We start from the raw sequence: 19,096 nt of genomic DNA, 5'->3' as shown, positions 1-19,096 counted from the left end.
ACAGGCTTAGCAAAGTCGTGGCCGATCCTAGCTCAGATTCACAGAAGCAACAGGTAGACGGCATTTTGATGGTGTGCCATGGTGTGGAAGTACACCCACCGGGCATTGCAAGCCTGCAAATCGTCGTTCCAGCAGTGCGACGCGGAAACGCTTCGTCGACGCGGACACGGCGGACCGACCGACCAAGGAAGTGGAGTCGCAAGATGTCGACCACCGGCACCCCGAAGACCGCCGAGGAAATCCAGAAGGATTGGGACACCAACCCGCGCTGGAAGGGCGTCACCCGCAACTACACCGCCGAGCAGGTTTCCAAGCTGCAGGGCACCGTTGTCGAAGAGCACACCCTCGCGCGGCGTGGCTCGGAGATCCTCTGGGATCTGGTGAACAACGAGGACTACATCAACTCGCTGGGCGCCCTCACCGGCAATATGGCGGTGCAGCAGGTCCGCGCCGGGCTCAAGGCCATCTACCTGTCGGGCTGGCAGGTCGCCGGTGACGCGAACCTCTCCGGTCACACCTACCCCGACCAGAGCCTCTACCCGGCCAACTCGGTGCCCGCCGTGGTCCGCCGCATCAACAACGCGTTGCTGCGCGCCGACGAGATCGCCAAGGTCGAAGGCGATACCGCCGTCGAGAACTGGCTGGCCCCGATCGTCGCCGACGCCGAAGCCGGCTTCGGTGGCGCGCTCAACGCCTACGAACTGCAGAAGGCCATGATCGCCGCCGGCGCCGCCGGTGTGCACTGGGAAGACCAGCTGGCCTCGGAGAAGAAATGTGGCCACCTCGGTGGCAAGGTGCTCATCCCCACCCAGCAGCACATCCGCACCCTGACCTCCGCGCGCCTGGCCGCCGACGTCGCCGAGGTGCCCTCGGTGATCATCGCCCGCACCGACGCCGAAGCCGCCACCCTCATCACCTCCGATGTGGACGAGCGCGACCGTGAGTTCCTCGACGGCACCCGCACTGCCGAAGGCTTCTTCGGAGTGAAGAACGGCATCGAGCCCTGCATCGCGCGCGCCAAGGCCTACGCCCCCTACGCCGACCTCATCTGGATGGAGACCGGTGTGCCGGACCTCGAGGTCGCGCGCAAGTTCGCCGAATCCGTCCGCAGCGAATTCCCGGACCAGCTGCTGGCCTACAACTGCTCGCCGTCCTTCAACTGGAAGGCCCACCTGGACGACGCCACCATCGCGAAGTTCCAGCGTGAACTCGGCGCCATGGGCTTCAAGTTCCAGTTCATCACCCTGGCCGGCTTCCACTCGCTCAACTACGGCATGTTCGACCTGGCCTACGGCTACGCCCGCGAGGGTATGACCGCCTTCGTCGACCTGCAGGAGCGCGAGTTCAAGGCCGCCGCCGAGCGTGGCTTCACCGCCATCAAGCACCAGCGTGAGGTCGGTGCCGGTTACTTCGACACCATCGCCACCACCGTCGACCCCAACACCTCGACGGCGGCGCTGAAGGGCTCCACCGAAGAAGGACAGTTTCACTGAGTTGTCTGCGGCGCCTTCGGCGCCGCGGGGTTGAGGCCCCCTTGGTCTCGCTGTTTCGGCTTCGGGACTCGAGCCTTCGGCTCATGCGATGTGCGGTGGGCCGTCCATAGAGGGACCATTGAGCACCTTCGGCCAAGGGGCGAGACGGGCCTCAACCCTTTATAGGCCTCGTAAGACTCGGCACCAGGTGGTGGTTGCGGTGAGGATCGGTGTTCTGCGGTCCGGGTTCCGGTTGTTATCGGAACCGGCGCGGGGAACGGGTCTGTCGGCCGTCCGCGACAAGGTGCCGGAAGTACGGCCCCGGCTCGGGGTTTCTGCTCCGGGCCGGACTCGGGCCCACGGGGCCGAGTCCTCCGGGACCGATCGTGGTACTCCGTCTTCCGACGGGTATCCCGGACCCACTACCTCGGTAGGGGTGTACCGCCCCCTCGCAACAGCCCGGCGAGGGGGCTTCGGTCTCTCCGGCGAGCCGGAAGCGCCGAACCCGACCGCCGTCGGCGCTCACCCTCTTGCCGGGCGGTCGGCATTGTCGACGGGGTCCCGAGGGCTCCGAGCCCGCGCTGCCGGATGCGGCGCCGATGAACACAGCCCCGCGCCGCCGAAGCGGCGCCACGAACACAGGAGTGGGACGTGAACGAGAAGATTCAGCGTGTCGGTGTCATCGGTGCCGGCCAGATGGGCGCGGGTATCGCGGAAGTGTGTGCTCGCGCGCATGTCGATGTGCTCGTGTACGAACAGACCCGGGACCTCGCCGCGGCCGGTCGGTCGCGGATTCTGCGGTCCCTGGACCGGGGTGTGAGCAGCGGCAAAATCACCGAGCGCGAGCGGGAACAGGCGGCCTGGCGGCTGCGCTTCACCTCCGACCTCGGCGATTTCGCCGACCGGCAGCTCGTGGTGGAGGCCGTCCTGGAGGACGAGAAGGTCAAAACCTCCATCTTCGCCGAACTCGACAAGGTGGTCACCGATCCCAGCGCGGTTCTGGCCTCCAACACCTCCTCCATTCCGATCATGAAGATCGCGGTGGCCACCAACAACCCCGAACGGGTCGTCGGTATGCACTTCTTCAACCCGGTGCCGGTGCTGCCCTTGGTCGAACTGGTGACCACGCTCAAGACCAGTGGCGCCGTCACCGAGCGGGCCGAGAAATTCGCGGCCGAGGTCCTCGGCAAGGAGATCGTGCGTTCCTCGGACCGCTCCGGCTTCGTGGTCAATGCGCTGCTGGTCCCGTACCTGCTCTCGGCCATCCGGATGGTGGAATCCGGTTTCGCCACCAAGGAGGATGTCGACAAGGCGATGGTGCTCGGTTGTGCCCACCCCATGGGCCCGCTCGCACTCACCGACCTGGTCGGCCTGGATACGGTGAAATCGATCGCCGACTCGATGTACGGCGAATTCAAGGAGCCGCTGTACTCGGCGCCGCCGCTGCTCATGCGCATGGTCGAGGCGGGGCTGCTGGGCAAGAAGTCCGGTACGGGCTTCTACCAGTACAACAAGGCGTAGGTAGTCGGTGGTCACCGAGATGAGCGGCGGAGTGAAGAACCGGGGTTAACAGGGCCCCGACCCGCCCTGCCGAAGGCGGGGCAAACAGACACGGAGGTCGGCAATGGTCAACGTCGGTGAAGGGTTCGGCTCGAGTGTGCTCGGGTATCCGCGGATCGGTACGCACCGGGAGCTCAAGCGCGCGCTCGAGGCGTACTGGCGGCAGGCGATCACCCGGGAAGAGCTGCGCGCGGTAGGACGCGATATTCAGGAGCAGCAGTTCAACGAGCTCGCCGCCACCGGGCTCACCCAGGTCCCCGGGAACACCTTTTCCTTCTATGACCATGTCCTCGACAACGCACTGCTCTTCGGCGCGTACCCATCCCGTTTCGCCGAATACCGCGCCGATCTGGACCCGCTGGATTTCTATTTCCTGATGGCGCGCGGCCGGCCCGATCTACCGCCGCTGGAACTGGTGCGTTTCTTCGGTACCAACTACCACTACCGGCAGCCGGAACTCGATGCCGATACGGAATTCTCCCTGCACGCCGAGGCGCTGCTGGACGAATGGGACCGGGCGATGGCGGTGGGCATCGAGCAGCGGCCGGTGGTGCTGGGGCCGGTGTCGCTGCTGCTGCTGTCGAAGGCGGGCAGTGTGCCCGGTGAATCGGCCGGGTTCGACACCATCGATCTGCTGGATCGGCTGCTCCCGGTCTACGAGCAGCTGTTCGAGATCCTGGCACGGCGCGGTGCCACCTGTGTACAGCTGGACGAACCCTGTTTCACCGCCGAACGCTCGGCCGCCGAACTCGCCGCCTTCGAACGCGTCTACGACCGGCTGTCCAAAGCGCCGCTGCGGCCGCGCATCCTGGTCACCGGACAGTACGGCGATTTCGGGGAAGCGCTGCGCATTCTCGCCGGTACCGGGGTGGAGGCGATCGGCCTCGATCTGGCGTCCTACCGGATCCGGCCCGAAGACCTGGCGCAGATCCCGGGTATCCGGCGCAAACGGCTCTACGCGGGCGTTATCAGCGGCACGAATGTGTGGCGGGCCGACCGCTACGTCACCCTGGAATACCTGAACGAACTCACCAAGGTCTGCCCGGATCTGGTGGTCTCCACCGGGACCACACTGCTGCATGTTCCCTACGACGTACTCGCCGAATACGATATCGACGGAAATGTGGCCGATCGGCTCGCTTTCGCGAAACAAAAGGTCGGCGAGGTCGTCTCACTGGCCAAAGCGCTTACCGAAGGTCCCTCGGACAAATGGCGTAAACGCCCCGGTGAAGTGCATTTCAAGCAGAAACACGCGGTGCGCCAGCGGGTCTACGCGATCACCCCGCAGATGCGGGAACGCGCACCCTATGCCGAGCGCCGGGCCGCGCAGCAGGAGAAATTGCAGCTGCCGCCGGTGCCCGCCACCACGCTGGGGTCGTATCCGCAGAGTGTCGAAGCCCGGCAGGCCCGCCACCAGCTGGGCGAGGGCCGGTTGTCCTACGACGAATACCGCAAGAAGATCGAGGCGGAGATCGCCGCCACCATCGCATTGCAGGAAGATATCGGTCTCGACGTGCTGGTGCACGGCGAGCACGAGCGCAACGACATGATCCAGTATTTCGCCGAATTACTGGACGGTTTCGCCACCACGCATTTCGGTTGGGTGCAGGTGTACGGATCGCGCTGTGTGCGTCCGCCGATCATCTACGGCGACGTGTCGCGGCCGGCGCCGATGTCGGTGGAGTGGATCACCTATGCCCAATCGCTGACCGACAAACCGGTGAAGGGCATGGTCACCGGCCCCGTCACCATGGTGGCGCGTTCGTTCGTCCGGCAGGACCAGCCGCTCTACGAGACGGCCGACCAGGTGGCGCTGGCGATCCGCGACGAAGTCGTGGACCTGGAACGCGCGGGTATCGGCATCATCCAGGTCGACGAACCGGCGCTGCGGGAGCTGTGGCCGGCCCGGCCCGAAGGCCGCGCCGAATACCTGCGCTGGGCGATCGGGGCATTCCGGCTCGCGACCTCCGGTGTGGCGCCCAGTACCCAGATCCACACCCATATCCCCTACTCGGGCCGCACCGAGATCGTCCAGGCCATCGAACAGCTCGACGCCGACGTCACCGCGATCGTCGCCACCCGGTCCATCGAGTGGGTGTTGAAAGCGCTGGAGGAGGACTACGCCTCCGGCCACGGTCTCAGTCACGGGGTCGGCCCGGGCGTGTACGAGAGCCGTTCGGCCCGCATCCCGGATATCGACGAACTGGACGAGCTGCTCACCGCGGCTGCCGCGGCGGTCGGCCCGGACCGGCTCTGGGCCAACCCGGACGGCGGCCTCAAGACCCGCCACCACTGGCAGCTCGACCCCGCCCTCCGCAATATGGTCGCCGCCGCCCGCCGCGTCCGCCGCCGCCTGGAAACCGAGCAGGACCGCGATCCCGCCCCGGAATGAGCGCAGAACGCTGCGCAACTCCCGGGAACGGGGCCGCGTGCGCCTCCTCGTGTCTATCCGCACGGTCTCCAAGACAACCAGCAGCGGGTGGACAACGGGTGGCCTACTTCTGCCGCGTCGGCACCCGAACTCCACCTGCGGAAGCGATCATCGAATGCCGACGCAACCTCATGCGTCGAGTTTTACGAGACACCTCCAAGGGTTGAGGCCCGTCTCGCCGTTCAGGCCTCGAAGCGCATGCGCCGCAGGCGCGAGTCTCGAGGCCTGAACGGCGAGACCAAGGGGGCCTCAACCCCGCGCCGCCGCAGGCGGCGCCAAAAAACACAGCAGGCCCAGACCCTACCTTCGCGGTCGGCGCCGAAAGTCACACCACCTTGGCAAATCCGGTATGCGCCGGTAGGCATGGACGCATGAGTACTGCTGTAGCCGCGTACGCGATGGCCGGTCCCGACGCCGAGTTCGAGAAGGTCACCATCGAGCGCCGGGAGCTCGGACCCCATGATGTCCTGATCGATATCGCGTATGCCGGGATCTGCCATTCCGATATCCACACCGCCCGTAACGAGTGGGGTGGCGCGGCCTATCCGTGTGTGCCCGGGCACGAGATCGCGGGGACTGTCGCTGCTGTGGGCTCGGCGGTGAGCCGCCACCGGGTGGGCGACCGGGTGGGTGTCGGCTGCATGGTGGATTCCTGCGGAGTGTGCGAGCCGTGTCTGGCGGGCGAGGAGCAGTTCTGTACCCGCGGCGCGGTGATGACCTACAACTCCCGGGTGCCGGAGGAGGTGCAGCCGGGTGGGCACACCATGGGCGGATACGCCACCCGGATCGTGGTGACCGAGAACTTCGTGGTCGCCATCCCGGAGGGAATCGATCTGTCGGTGGCCGCGCCGCTGTTGTGCGCCGGAATCACCCTGTATTCGCCTTTACGACAATGGGGTGCGGGACCCGGGAAAAAGGTCGCGATCATCGGAATGGGCGGGCTCGGCCATATCGGTGTGAAAATCGCCGCCGCGCTGGGCGCCGAGGTGACGGTGCTCAGCCATTCGCTGAGCAAACAGGACGACGGAAAGCGATTCGGCGCGCACCACTACTACGCCACCAGCGATGCCCAGGTGTTCCGGGAGTTGCGCAGCAGCTTCGATCTCGTCATCAACACCGTATCCGCGGACCTGCCCATCAACGACTACATGAAGCTGCTGCGACTGGATGGGACACTGGTCGTGCTGGGGTTGCCGGAGGCCCCGCTCCAGGTTCAGGCCCGGGTGCTGGCCGGTCGCCGGCGTTCGCTCTCGGGTTCGATGATCGGCGGTATCGAGCAAACACAGGAGATGTTGAATTTCTGCGCCGAGCACGGAATCGGGGCGGAAATCGAGTTGATTTCCGCGGACGAGATCGACAGCGCGTACGAGCGAGTGGTGGCCAGTGATGTGCGGTATCGGTTCGTCATCGATACCGCGACCATCTGAGTGTTTCCGCCGGCATCATCCGGCGGACTCCCGGTCCGCGAAGTCGATTCGATCGGTCGTCGTCGAATAATCGGTCACCGTCGAACAAAGGGATTCCGGCTCGTACCCGTCGATTATCCACACTGTGGAGAAGGCTGTGGAAAACCGCGCTCCGCAGTGTGGATGAAGGCCGAGCGGCTGTGGATGGATTTCCTGGTGGCCGGGCCGGGGATACGGAATTCTATTGATTCGGTTTCCGCCGGATAACGAGCGGGCCGTATTTGCGATCGCACCGGTCGGCCGGTTCGCGCGGGCAGACGCCGACATCCAGGGCGGTTTTCGCGCGGACGGTGTAAAGGGCCGCCGCGGGGGACGTGACACGGATGTGACCGCATCGGGCCGGTGGTAACGAATCAACAGGTATCCGGCCGGTGTTTCCCCAGGCCCGCGCCGGCCTGTGGATAACTAGGGATGCCTGTGGATAACTTGCGGTAAGGGGAAGAAACTCGACTGTCGCGTGTTGATCCGGGCGACAATGGTCGTGATCGGCTGCGGCAGCGGGAGGCTCCTTGGACAACCAGTGGCAGAGCACCGGCTCCCGCGGGCCCACCGGCGGGGGCCGCGTGCTCGTTACCGTCTTCGCCGCGGTGCTGGCCCTCGGGGCCCTGTTCGGCTACCGGGGCGAACTGCCCGGGCTGGCGCAGCCCGGCCGCAGTGTTGTCGCCACACCCGTCCGTCCCGCGCCGCGGCCCCCGCTGAACGCGAGCGAGGTGACGCGCGGTATCTCCCCGGTACTGGTCAACATCACCGCCGCCGCCCGTCCGTTCGGCGCCGCGGCGGCCGGATCCGGAATAGTCCTCACCGGAGAAGGACAGGTGCTCACCAGCCACCATGTCGTGAAGGGCGCGAAGACGGTCCGGGTCAGCCGCGTCTCCGACGGTGCCGTGTACACCGCCGAGGTACTCGGCTACGACGCCCACGCCGATATCGCCCTGCTCTCCCTTGCGGGCGCGCGCGGGCTGGCCACCGCGCGGATCGGCAGTTCGGCCGGGCTGCGGGTACGGGACGAGGTCCTGGCCATCGGTAACGCCGGCGGCAGCGGGACGGCCACCGCGGTCACCGGCGAGATCAGCGATCTGGACAGCACGATCATGGCCCTGAACCAGCAGGATCTGTCCCGGCAGGCATTGACCGGAATGCTGGAGATCGAGGCGGCGGTGAGCGCGGGCCAGTCCGGCGGGGCGGTGACCGATTCCACCGGCGCGGTCGTCGGGGTGATCGCCGCGGCCTCCGGCAACCGGGACCCGCCACCCGGCGCGGCCGAGGACCCACCCAACGGTTACGCGGTGCCCATCGACGCCGCCATGCGGATCGTGCGGCAGATCCGGTCCGGTACGCCCACCGACTCCGTGCACATCGGCCCCACCGCCACCCTGGGGGTACTGGTCTCCGATGCCCGACCGCCCGGCGCCCGCATCGATATGGCGATCCGCGGGCTGCCCGCGCAGGTGGCGGGCCTGACGGCCGGGGAGATCATCACCTCGCTGGACGGTCGCGCCATCACGAGTGCGCGCGCGCTGCGCGCGGCGATCGACACCCGCAAGCCGGCCGAAACGGTGCGGCTGGGCGTGCGGGCACCGGACGGCGGCGAACGGTTCGTGGCGGTGCGGCTGGTCGCCGGCACACCGGGCTAGGGCGGGCCGGCGACGCCGGTCAGAACAGCGACAGCCAGTAGTCCTGGAAGCGCAGGAACACCAGCACCAGCACCACGGCGTAGAAGACAGCGACGAAGGTCCAGCGCCATTCCGCGACCACCCGCAGCGCACCCCGGTCGTTACCCCACAGCTGTTCGGTGAGTACGGCGAGCAGCGGCGTGATGATGGCCCACACCACCATGCAGTAGGGGCACAGCGCGTTGATGCGGTACAGGCTCTGGAAGATCAGCCAGCAGATGAACAGTGTTCCGGCGACCGTCCCCAGCCACAGACCGGTCCAGATCCAGCGGGGCAGCACCACCCCCGCGACCGAGAGCACACCGAGTGTCACCACCACCGAGAAACCGACCAGCCCGATGATCGGGTTCGGGAAACCCAGCACCGCCGCCTGATCGGTGGCCATCACCGAACCGCAGGACAGCACCGGATTCAAGCTGCACGAGGGGATGTAGCCGGGCTCGCTGAGCAGTTTGAAGTCTTCGACCAGCAGGACGAATGCGGCGATCCAGCCGGCCAGACCGCACAGCAGCAGCGTCCAGGCGGCAGGCGGCGAAGTCCGGGTCACCGGCCCGCAGCCGCCTGGATCGCGGCGGTCAGCGGCGCGGTGTCGAAGCCCGTCCGGTCCTGCTTCAGCGCGAGGTCGACCTTCTCACCGTTGACGAAAACCGTCGGAGTGCCGTCGATGCCCTCGTCCAGCGATTCCTGGGATTTCGCGCCGACGAAGCCGTCGTATTTGCGGTCGGTGATGCAGTCGGCGATGGCGGGGTCGGTATAGCCCGCCTGCTGCGCGATGGCGATGAGCTGCTCGTCGGTCAAGCCGGCGCCGCCTTCGGACGGCTGCTGCCCGAACATCAGCTTCAGCCAATCCTGGTATTTGTCGGTGCCCGTATCGGCGACACAGTAGGAGGCGTTCGCGGCCCGGGTGGAATATTCGGTGCTGGACATCTTGTCCAGGTAGGCCACGATGTTGTATTCGATCGCGGCGGTGCCGTCGGTGACCGATTTGCTCAGCAGTTCGGCGTGGTCGGCCTCGAACTGTTTACAGACGGGGCACTGCATATCCGCGACGATCCGCACGGTCGCTTTCGCGTCGGGCTGTCCCACCCGGATGGCGCCGTTATCGGTTGCCACCGCCGGGACGGCGCCCACCTCGTCGGAGCCGGAGTTGCGCACGGCCAGGCCGATACCGATCGCCGCGACCAGCGCGACCAGTACGGCGGCCACGCCGACCTGTATCGCGATCTTGCGGTTGCGGTCCGCGCGCGCGCCCGCCGCCAGCGGATTCGGCCGCCCGGGGTTTTTGCTCACCGTGCGTTCACCACGCCTTTCCCTCGCCTCGCCTGCCCCGGCCACTCGGAGGTTCGCCGGGGGGCGCCGGGCTGCCCGGCGCACCGCCCATCATTGTCCGGCTTGCTGAGAGTTTCCATAACTCACCGGTTCGCGCCGGTCAGGCTGTGTCGAGCCGGCGCAGTTCGGCAGCCGGGTCGAAATTCGCCGGCGGCCAGCTCAGGTCCAGTTTCTCGAACGCCTCGATCAGTAGTTCGGTGACGGCCAGGCGGGAGAACCACTTCGCGTCGGCGGGCAGCACATACCAGGGTGCGTAATCGGTGGAGGTGCGGTCCAGCACATCCTGATAAGCCTGCTGGTAGGCGGGCCAATAGGCGCGTTCGTCGATATCGCCGGGGCTGAACTTCCAATACTTGTCCGGCCGTTCCAGCCGCTCCCGCAGCCTTTTCTTCTGTTCGTCGAGCGAAACGAACATCGCGACCTTCACCAGTGTCGTTCCCGCTTCGGTCAGCTCCTGCTCGAAATCGTTGATCTCGGTGTAGCGCTGCTGCCAGACCGCTTCGGGCACGAGCTCGTGGACCCGGGCGACCAGGACATCTTCGTAATGTGAACGATCGAACACCCCGAGTTGCCCGCCGCGCGGCAGGGCTTTGCGGATCCGCCACAGGAAGTGATGCCGCTTCTCCTCCTCGGTCGGCACGCCGAACGCGGCGTGATCGACGCCCTGCGGGTCCACCGAGCCGATGACATGGCGCACGATTCCACCCTTGCCGGCGGTGTCCATACCCTGCAGGACCAACAGCACGCTGCGATTGTCACCGGAGCGGCCGTTGGCGTAGAGCTTCTCCTGCAAACCGGCCAGTACCTTGCCGCGTTCGGGCAGCAGCGTGTCCCCGTCCTTCTTGCGGCCGCGGAACCCGGGCCGGGCAGAGGTATCGATATCGGTGATACGCAGGCCGTCGGCGCGCAGGGCCCGGCTCGCGGGGGCTTTCCATAGCTCGGACATCGGACAGACCTATCACAGTCCGGGAGTGCTGCCGCGGATGCGGGCCAGGCTCTGCAGATTGTCGGCGAATTCGGCGTCGCTGACCGGTGCGAGAGTCAGGACATCGGCGGTGGTGAGCAGATAGCGGCCGTCGTCACGGATATCGAGCCAGCTGCGGTGCAGCGTGGGTGGTGACATGGGCTCGTCCGGCGCCACCGTGACGGTGATGAAGCCGCGGGCGTCGACGGGTTCGCGCAGCGCCGCACGAAAGCGGGCGGCGTCTCCGTCTCCGTCGCAGGTGGACAGGGGGGCGTCGGTGAGTACCGCGTCCTGGGGCTGGTGGAACGGGCCGTGGGCACCGGGGCGGGCGGAACCGATCAGCTGGACCAGCCGGCCTCCGAGGTCCCGGGCATGGCACATGTGAACGGTGACCTTCGTGGGCGTGGCGTGCAGGACGGCGGCGTGATGATCGATAACGGCGGCGAAGCCGAGGATCTGCTCGGTATGCGGCTGGTCGCCGTTGCGGGGGAGCGCCGGGCGCTCTCCGGAAATCGTGACTGCGGTGGCGTCCGGGCGGGCGCAGAGCATGAGCGCGGCTGCCAGATCCGGGTCGGCCTGTCTGGCGAACCGCTGTGGTAATCGCAGCGCATCCAGTTCGGATTCGGTGCGCACGGCGCTGGCCGGGGCCAGATTCACCGGGTAGGGCCGGCGGTCCAGGCTTGTCTCATTGGCCCAGACGTAACTGAACTCGTCCGGGGTCAGGATCCACTTCACCGGCGCGGGCTCCCGCCGCCGGTACCGGTGGACGTGCCGGGGAACCGGGGCACCCGGTCGCCGGAAGCCGGGAGAGTGGGGTTGTAGATGCTGTTCATCGCGTCCTGCGCATCGGCGGCGGCCGCGGCGGCGGCGATATCGTGGTCCATCCGGCGGCGGCCACCGTGTACGGCCTCGGCCGCCGGATCGTCGAGCGGCCGATAGGGTTGCGGTGGGGCCAGCGCGGACCGCAATGTCTGTGCCGCTTCGGTATTGCCCTCCATCAGGCGCTGGAGCGCACGGCACGCCTCATGGGTTTCGTCACCGCCGGCGATGAACTCCCGTGTCGCCTGCCGGGCCGCGTTCGCCGAATACCCCGACCAGCGCTCGAATTCGCGCCGGGTGTTGTCGGTGAACACGGCGAAGGCATCCGCCACGGCGTCCGCGTTCGACTGCCACGCCGCCGCCGCGGCGGCGAGCGCACCGGGATCGAGGACCTCGTGCACCCGGTCCCAGATCTCCTGATGGGTGAAACTGCGGAAACATTCGCGTTCGGGCGCGTAGGGCGGATCGGTGCCGGCGGGTTCAGCCATGGCTGTCCTCGTCGTGGTGGTCGGGGCCGAGGCCGGGATGCGCCGCCACCACCGCGAGGGCGGCGCGGTTGGCGAGATCGGCCTCGGCGAGCCGTCCGCCGGCGGCGAGATAGGCGGCTTTGAAGCGGAGCGCCGCCTCCTGGAGCGCGGTGAGGGTTTCCAGGTACTGCACCGCCTTGCCGCGGAACCCCGCGGCGAGGGCGTGCCCGGTGGGCAGATCGGGGAAACCGGCGGTGCCGTGGGTTTCGGCGATGCGGTGGCCGCCGTCCCGTGCCGCTTCCAGATCTGCGACCAGGGTGTCGCATGCCTGGGCCAGGCGCAGCGCGACGTCCTCGGCAAGGGTGAAGGAATTCTCGCCTCCGGCCGTGGCCGCGGTGTAGAGCTGCCGAGCCGCGCTCTGCCCCACCTCCGGTACCGACATCTGGAATCCCCCTTCCGGCCCGTGGGTACGCCAGCCGACTCTACCGACGAGTAGCCGCGCCCGCGGGGGAAAACCCGCCGGTCATGGGGATTCGGCTGTGAATTGGCGCACGCATGGCGGGCCGCGGGCAGCAGTGTATCGAGGGGTGGCAACGGGTCGAGCACTTCTCTCGCGGAACCCGTCAGACGCCGGACGTCGCCGGCCGGCCGGCCGCGCGCCCCGCCGCGCTCGCGGTCGGCCGGGTGGCGGTCACGTATTGGAAGAAGCGGTGTACCGATTGGTCGATATCGACCAATCCGGCCGTCGCGAACAGCTCCGGGAAGGTCCGGCCGCCGAACATGCGCAGTCCGCTCACTCCCGCGGTCAGCCGGGTCAATTCGCCGACCGGGTTGTCCGGGCGATGGCTGGTGGTGACGGCGATCCGGCCGCCGGGCGCCAGCACGCGGATCATCTCCCGGGCCGCGACCAGTGGGTCGGGGATGAGGTACAGCGCGCCGAAACAGCAGACCGCGTCGAAGGTCTCGTCGGCGAAGGGCAGATAGCGCGCATCGCCGCGTACATATCCGACGCGCGGCCCGGCATTGTCGGCGCGGGCACGCGCCAGCATGGGCGGCGAATAGTCGATCCCCGTGACGTACCCGTCGGCCGGTACGTGCTCGCTCAGGAAATGGGTGAAATTACCGGGGCCGCAGGCGATATCCAGGACCCGCCGCGATCTGTCGAGGTGTAGCGACTCCACCGCGAACCGGCGATCGGCGGCGGTGGTGCGGCCGGTGGCCAGATAGAACACCGTGGGCCGCCAGACCCTTTCGTAGACCGCCGCCAGTGCCGGGGCGTTCATGGTGCGCCGAGCGAGGTTCATCCCAGCGGCTCGACATCGATCGTCATCCCGGCCGCGCGCAGCCGCGCGGTCAGCGCGTCGCCCATGGCCGCGGCGGGCGTCAGCACACCGGCGAGCTCGGGCTTGTCGTCGAAGGCCAGTGCGAGACCGCTCTCGCCGAGCATGACCGCGGTCGCCTTGTACCCGGGGTCACCGAGACCGGCGAAATCGGCGCGATACCGGGCACCCGAAGAGGTACGGGTGTAGGTGCGCATGCGGAACCAACCGCTCTCCCGGGTGGCCTCGCTCGGGCCGGTGCCCGGCGCGGGCAGCACCCGGTCGAGCACCGCGCGACCGGCGCCGAACCGGGATAGCAGACCGCCGACCGCCATCCCGGCGACGACACCACCGGTGATACCCGCCGCGATCACCGGCGCCAGGGCCGAGTTCCCGGCACCCATGGTCTCGCGGTAGCGGAAGTTCTTGCCGTACACCCAGCCGAGCAGGCCGTTGCTCCGGCGCACGATCTTGGTGTTGTGCGAGGCCATGACGAAGGTGCCGACCCAGCCGTCCAGACTCGGGTCGATCTCGCGTCCCCGCTGCAGGGTGAGGTCGGACTGGCGGCCCACCTCGGGGTCCATGGACCTGTCGGGACTCAGCGAATAGGGGTGGCCGAGTACCGCGCCCTTCGATCTGTCCGCCGCGACCGCCTCCATCATCGCCCGGCCGGAATCGATGGTGCCGCCGCTGACTCCGCCGCGCAGGGTCGCGACCAGGGTGGTGTCGCCGAGTTCGCCGGTGTTGTCCGCGACCGACCGCCGGTAGAGCTGATAGACGCTCAGATCCGAGGGGACCGAGTCGTAGCCGCACGAGTTCACGATCTTGGCGCCCGTGCGCGCGGCCTCGTCGTGGTAGGTGTCGATGGCGTCGCGGATGAACAGCGGTTCGCCGGTGAGGTCCGCGTAGTGGGTACCGGCCTTCGCGCAGGCCGCGACCATCGGCATCCCGTAGCGCAGATACGGGCCGACCGTGGTGATGACCGCGGTCGTGCGAGCGGCGAGGGCGTCCATCGACTCCTGATCGGTGGTATCGGCCACCACCAGGCCCCAGTCGGCGGCTCCGATCTCGTCGCGGACCGCGGCGAGTTTGTCCGCCGAACGTCCGGCCAGCGCGATCCGCGCCCCGGCCGGTGCCGCGCCCAGCAGGTACCCGGCGGTGAGCTTACCGACGAAGCCGGTGGCGCCGAAGATGATCAGGTCGAATTCGCGAGTGTCGGTCATGGATAGAACCCCTTGGATATGTCCGGTGCCGTGGCGCTAACCCGTACGCCGCTTACCGCGTTTGGCCGGCCGGCGCCCGGCCAGCCACTGTCGGTGGAGGCGCCCGAGTTCGGTGACCGGCTCTTCGCCGTACAACCATTCCCGGGCGATGCGATGCCAATTGGCGGTCGCCTCGAGCTGACCCAGCATGCCGAAGGTCAGAAAATCGGCCCGCCGCGAGAACAGATGCTCCGGCGGCAGATTCTGTTGTTTCATCCCGGAGAACTCACTGGATCGCGGGTCCACTGCCAGCAGGAATGCGCCACTGGCCAGTTCCGGGGTGATGGTGAGTTCCTGGTCCACCAGGCACCATTCCGAGGCCGAGAGCACATACTCCAGGCATTCCTCGACGCCGATCTCGTCCGCCGAATCGATGACCCCGCGCTGGATCATCAGCTCACGCAGATCCGCGCCGCGGTCCTCGGCGGCCGCACACAGACAGATCGCCTCGAATCGGACGTGTTCGGGATCCATCCGGTTGAACAGCCCGAAATCGAGGAATCCGACCCGGCCGTCCGCGGCGAGCAGCACATTGCCCGGGTGCGGGTCGCCGCAGAACTCGTTGAAATTGAACAGCGATCCCACATAGAAGCGGTAGATGATTTCGCCGACCCGGTCGCGGTCGGGCGGGGGCATCCGGCGGATGTCCTCGAACGCGGTACCGGCCAGATACTCGGTGACCAGCACCCGTCTGGTGCTGTGCTCGAGGACCGGCCGCGGGACCACGACGAACGGGTGGTCGGCGTAGAGCTCCGCGATATCGCGCTGGGTTTCGGCCTCGATGTGATAGTCGAGTTCGGCTTCCATGTTCAGCCGCAGTTCGTCGAGAACCGCCGGGGTGACCCACGGCATCGCCGACTGCAGGACCCGCCGGAACATGTTCAGGTTCTTCAGATCCGCCCGGACCGCCGCATCGATGCCCGGATACTGCACCTTCACCGCGACCTGGCGGCCGTCGTGCAACCGGGCGAGATAGACCTGCCCGATGGAGGCCGCCGCGATGGCCTCGGGTTCGAATTCGGCGAATACCGCGTCCAGCGGCTGCCCGTAATCCTCTTCGATCACCGCGCGCATGGCCTCGAAAGACACCGAGGGCGCGGCATTGCGCAGTACCGCGAGCCGTTTCTGGAACCGTTCCCGATGCTCCGGCGGCACCAGGTCCAGGTCGAGTACCGACATCATCTGGCCCAGTTTCATGGCCACGCCCTTCATGGTGCCCAGCACCATGACCAGCTGTTCGGTACTGCGCAGGATCGACTCCTCGGCCATCCGGGCCCGTACCGCCTCGGACCGGCCGCGCATCGAGAGCCGGGCGCGTTGTTTGCGCATCATCGAGCCGGCCGCCACCGCACCCAGCTTGGTGCCGCGGGCCAGCCTGGATGTCGGCACTTGTTTCGCCATCGAGGAACCTCCGTTGGTGCCGACGCCGCGCCTACGGCAACAGAGGAACACAGCCGGTTCCTCGTCACCGCACGGCAATCAGACTAGCCAACCCGGCCGGGTTGTCGAGCCAGGCGAGTCCGCCGACTCAGACGGCCTGGTCGTCGGGGGAGACCGGGGGCAGCACATGCTCCTGTTCGGCGAACTTGGTCCGCGAACCGCCGGCGCGCGCCATGCCCTCGATGGCACTCCACACCATCATCGTGAGGTAGTCGATGACCTCTTCCCGGGGCAGTGTCTTATGGGTGGTCCACCAGTGGGTCGCGAGCTGGATGCCGCCGACCAGCACATAGGACCACAGCATCACCCCTTCGGTCTCGATACCGCGGGCACTGCCGCGCTCGGTGATGGCGGCCGCGACGACCTCCGCGAACAGCCTCTCGAAATCGGCCAGCGACGACGGATCGCCCGAACCGGTGCCCATGATGAACCGGTACACCTCGGGATCCTCGTCGACCGCGCCCACGTATTCGGCCAGCGCCGACCGCACCAGCTGATACTCGTCGGCATCGAGGCTGATCGCGCCGTAGACGCGCGGCATCAGAGTGATCTCGATGAACCGCTGCATCGCGGCGTTGACCAGGTCGTTCTTATCGGAGAAATAGCGATAGAGAACGGTCTTGGACACACCGATCTCGGCGGCGATCTCGTCCATGCCGGCACTCCCGCCGCGGGTGCGCACCGCGGCCAGCGTGCCGTCGACGAGCTCCTCGCGGCGGTCGATCTTGTGCTGGCGCCAGCGTCGCTTGCGCCCGTCGGTCCGCGGGGTACGCACCGGCGCCGATCGATCGGCGGATGTCCCGATATCGAGCAGGTCTTCGGTGGACAGCGTGGGCTCCTCGGTCCGGACGGTTCACGTGCGTTCCACTCTAGGCCCCATCCCAGCCCAGGTGGTTCGTTTGGTCCTTGTGCAACCGATCCCACACTTCCCCGCGCGTCCCGTGGCCGGCGGGCGTGTGTGGTCGGCCGCGTGCCGGACGGAACCGTCGCGGTGGGCGCTGTGCCGCCGGCGCAACCAGGCCGACCAGAACACCTCCCCCGTCGACCGCTCGCGTGCCGCAGCCATCCTGAGTCCGGATCTCCGCGGGAACCGACGGCCCCCGCCCCTGTCCACGCTCCGCCGAGCGCACTTCCGTATCCGCCGGCCATCCGATCGACCCAGCGGTGCCCGACCTCCTCCCGTGCCGAGTCTTACGAGGCCCTGAAAGGGTCGAGGCCCGTCCCGCCGTTCAGGCCTCGAAGTGCATGCGCCGAAGGCGCGAGTCCCGAGGCCTGAACGGCGGGATCAAGGGGGCCTCGACCCCGCGGCGCCGGAGGCGCCGCAAATAAACACAGCAGAATGGGAGTATGCAGAAACCGACCGGTAGTAGTGCGGTGCTCGATTCCGCTCCCGGGACGACCGCCCCCGGCGGGCAGGCGGAACCGCCGGGTGTGTTCGCGACCCTCACCGATGACGCGGCCAAACGACGTGACCTGTGGCGGATGAAGGCGGTCGCCACCGGCCTGCTGGCCGTGGCCACGGTGATCTACCTGGTGTGCCGGTGGCTGGAGTCGCGCGGCGGCGCCGGCGACTGGGTCGGGTATGTGCGGGCGGCCTCCGAAGCGGGGATGGTCGGTGCGCTGGCCGACTGGTTCGCGGTGACGGCGCTGTTCCGGCATCCGCTGGGATTGCCGATTCCGCACACCGCGATCATCCGCCGGAAGAAGGATCAGCTCGGGGCCAGTCTCGGCGATTTCGTGGGCACCAACTTCCTGTCCCCGGAGGTGGTCACCGCGAAGGTGAACTCCGCGCAGATCCCGTGGCGGATCGGGCGCTGGATGGCCGCGCCCGGTAACGCGGCCCGGGTGGCCGACGAGAGTTCGACGATTCTGCGCGCGGTCGTGGGGGTGCTGCGCGACGAGGATGTCGAACAGGTCATCGACAACACCATCGTGAAACGGATCGCCGAACCGCTGTGGGGTCCGCCGATCGGCCGAGTCCTCGCCGAGTTGCTGGCCGACAACCGGCAGCTGCCGCTGCTGGATCTGCTCGCCGAACGCGCCCACCAGTGGGCACTCGGCAGCCAGGAGACGATCGACCGGATCGTCAACGGCGAGGCGCCGCAGTGGGCGCCGAAATTCGTGAACGTCCTGCTGTCGGAGAAGGTGTACCGGGAGCTGGTCGAGTTCACCTGGAAGGTGCGCTCCACCCCCGATCACGAGGTCCGGCTGGCCGCCAACCGCTTCCTGGAGGATTTCGCCCACGACCTGCAGTACGACGAGACGATGATCGCCAAGGCCGAGCGGATCAAAACCGAGATCATGGGCCGGGAGGAGATCACCGGCCTCGCCGAAGCGACCTGGCGGGCCGCCAAACGCCTGATCCTCGAATCCGCCGACGACCCGAACAGCACTCTGCGCCGCAAGGTCGCCGAAAATGTGCAACAGCTGGGCGAACGCCTGCGCGACGACACCGAGACCCGAGCCAAGGTCGACGGCTGGATCGAGCGCGGCGCCCGCTATCTGGCCGCCAACTACGCCGACGAGATCGCCACCATCGTCAGCGATACGGTCGCCCGCTGGGACGCGGAGGAGGCCAGTAAGAAGATCGAGGTCCAGGTGGGGCGTGACCTGCAGTTCATCCGGATCAACGGAACGGTGGTCGGCAGTTTGGCGGGGTTGGCGATCTATGCGGTCTCGCAGTTGATGTTCGGGGGGTGAGCGTGAGTACCGGGGATGGCGAGCGTGGGGTGAGTGTGAGTACCGGGGATGGCGAGCTTGGGCGAAGACTGGCGTGGGCTTGCTCGTGAAGGTGTGGATGTGGGCTTACTCGCGAAGGTGCTGTGTTTTTTGGCGGCGCCTGCGGCGCCGCGGGGTTGAGGCCCCCTTGGTCTCGCCGTTTCGGCCTCGAGACT

Annotated in this window: 16 protein-coding genes; 6 read left to right on the top strand and 10 right to left on the bottom strand. The window is 67.5% G+C overall.

Annotation, left to right across the window (positions count from 1 at the left end; all coding sequences use genetic code 11):
* Nucleotides 1-203: 203 nt before the first annotated feature.
* The 5 genes from aceA (at nt 204) to IG75_RS0129480 (ending at nt 8,563) form a co-directional block, all read left to right on the top strand.
* Nucleotides 204-1,493, top strand: a complete 1,290-nt coding sequence (gene aceA, locus IG75_RS0129500) for an isocitrate lyase (RefSeq protein WP_030524621.1) — start codon at nt 204-206, stop codon at nt 1,491-1,493.
* A 630-nt stretch (nt 1,494-2,123) separates the two neighbouring features.
* Nucleotides 2,124-2,993 (top strand): 3-hydroxybutyryl-CoA dehydrogenase, encoded by an 870-nt coding sequence (locus IG75_RS0129495; RefSeq protein ID WP_030524620.1) that lies wholly within the window; start codon nt 2,124-2,126, stop codon nt 2,991-2,993.
* A 103-nt stretch (nt 2,994-3,096) separates the two neighbouring features.
* Nucleotides 3,097-5,424 carry a 5-methyltetrahydropteroyltriglutamate--homocysteine S-methyltransferase gene (gene metE / locus IG75_RS0129490; protein WP_030524619.1) on the top strand — a complete coding sequence of 776 codons (2,328 nt, stop codon included), beginning with the start codon at nt 3,097-3,099 and terminating at the stop codon, nt 5,422-5,424.
* 410 nt (nt 5,425-5,834) lie between these two features.
* Nucleotides 5,835-6,890: an NAD(P)-dependent alcohol dehydrogenase gene (locus tag IG75_RS0129485; RefSeq protein WP_030524618.1), complete on the top strand. Its 1,056-nt coding sequence runs from the start codon at nt 5,835-5,837 to the stop codon at nt 6,888-6,890.
* Nucleotides 6,891-7,438: 548 nt separating this feature from the next.
* On the top strand, nt 7,439-8,563 hold the full coding sequence (locus IG75_RS0129480; protein WP_051715086.1) for a S1C family serine protease: 1,125 nt from the start codon (nt 7,439-7,441) through the stop codon (nt 8,561-8,563).
* A gap of 19 nt (nt 8,564-8,582) precedes the next feature.
* Here IG75_RS0129480 and IG75_RS0129475 read toward each other — a convergent pair whose 3' ends face one another.
* The 10 genes from IG75_RS0129475 to IG75_RS0129430 form a co-directional block, all read right to left on the bottom strand.
* Nucleotides 8,583-9,149, bottom strand: a complete 567-nt coding sequence (locus IG75_RS0129475) for a vitamin K epoxide reductase family protein (RefSeq protein WP_030524616.1) — start codon at nt 9,147-9,149, stop codon at nt 8,583-8,585.
* Nucleotides 9,146-9,892 carry a DsbA family protein gene (locus tag IG75_RS0129470; RefSeq protein WP_036515556.1) on the bottom strand — a complete coding sequence of 249 codons (747 nt, stop codon included), beginning with the start codon at nt 9,890-9,892 and terminating at the stop codon, nt 9,146-9,148. Before IG75_RS0129470 ends, IG75_RS0129475 begins: the two co-directional genes overlap by 4 nt.
* A gap of 139 nt (nt 9,893-10,031) precedes the next feature.
* Nucleotides 10,032-10,877, bottom strand: coding sequence for a polyphosphate kinase 2 family protein (locus IG75_RS0129465; protein WP_030524614.1), 846 nt, complete (start codon nt 10,875-10,877; stop codon nt 10,032-10,034).
* Nucleotides 10,878-10,889: 12 nt separating this feature from the next.
* A complete protein-coding gene (locus tag IG75_RS0129460; RefSeq protein WP_030524613.1) occupies nt 10,890-11,630 on the bottom strand; it encodes an ESX secretion-associated protein EspG in 741 nt (246 codons plus the stop codon).
* Complete coding sequence (locus IG75_RS0129455; RefSeq protein WP_030524612.1) at nt 11,627-12,202, bottom strand: hypothetical protein; 576 nt, start codon at nt 12,200-12,202, stop codon at nt 11,627-11,629. The genes IG75_RS0129460 and IG75_RS0129455 overlap by 4 nt, the downstream gene beginning before the upstream one ends.
* Nucleotides 12,195-12,623 carry a hypothetical protein gene (locus tag IG75_RS0129450; protein ID WP_030524611.1) on the bottom strand — a complete coding sequence of 143 codons (429 nt, stop codon included), beginning with the start codon at nt 12,621-12,623 and terminating at the stop codon, nt 12,195-12,197. Before IG75_RS0129450 ends, IG75_RS0129455 begins: the two co-directional genes overlap by 8 nt.
* Before the next feature lie 181 nt (nt 12,624-12,804).
* On the bottom strand, nt 12,805-13,485 hold the full coding sequence (locus tag IG75_RS0129445) for a class I SAM-dependent methyltransferase (RefSeq protein ID WP_051715084.1): 681 nt from the start codon (nt 13,483-13,485) through the stop codon (nt 12,805-12,807).
* Entirely contained in the window at nt 13,482-14,723 is a 1,242-nt protein-coding gene (locus IG75_RS0129440) for a saccharopine dehydrogenase family protein (protein ID WP_030524609.1), read from the bottom strand. Before IG75_RS0129440 ends, IG75_RS0129445 begins: the two co-directional genes overlap by 4 nt.
* A 36-nt stretch (nt 14,724-14,759) precedes the next feature.
* The gene (locus IG75_RS0129435) at nt 14,760-16,163 is read right to left on the bottom strand and encodes an ABC1 kinase family protein (protein WP_036515554.1); all 1,404 of its coding nucleotides are present in this window, start codon (nt 16,161-16,163) and stop codon (nt 14,760-14,762) included.
* Between the two features lie 127 nt (nt 16,164-16,290).
* Nucleotides 16,291-16,977 carry a TetR/AcrR family transcriptional regulator gene (locus tag IG75_RS0129430; RefSeq protein WP_081877229.1) on the bottom strand — a complete coding sequence of 229 codons (687 nt, stop codon included), beginning with the start codon at nt 16,975-16,977 and terminating at the stop codon, nt 16,291-16,293.
* A gap of 707 nt (nt 16,978-17,684) precedes the next feature.
* On the opposite strand from IG75_RS0129430, the gene IG75_RS0129425 reads away from it, so the two are divergent.
* Nucleotides 17,685-18,902: a DUF445 domain-containing protein gene (locus tag IG75_RS0129425; protein ID WP_156059268.1), complete on the top strand. Its 1,218-nt coding sequence runs from the start codon at nt 17,685-17,687 to the stop codon at nt 18,900-18,902.
* The last annotated feature ends 194 nt before the right edge of the window (nt 18,903-19,096 follow it).

The sequence above is a fragment of the Nocardia rhamnosiphila NBRC 108938 genome, assembly GCF_000720425.1.
GTDB lineage: Bacteria > Actinomycetota > Actinomycetes > Mycobacteriales > Mycobacteriaceae > Nocardia > Nocardia rhamnosiphila.
The sequence above is the reverse complement of the archived record's forward strand: the minus strand, read 5'-3'. Positions and strand labels throughout refer to the sequence as shown.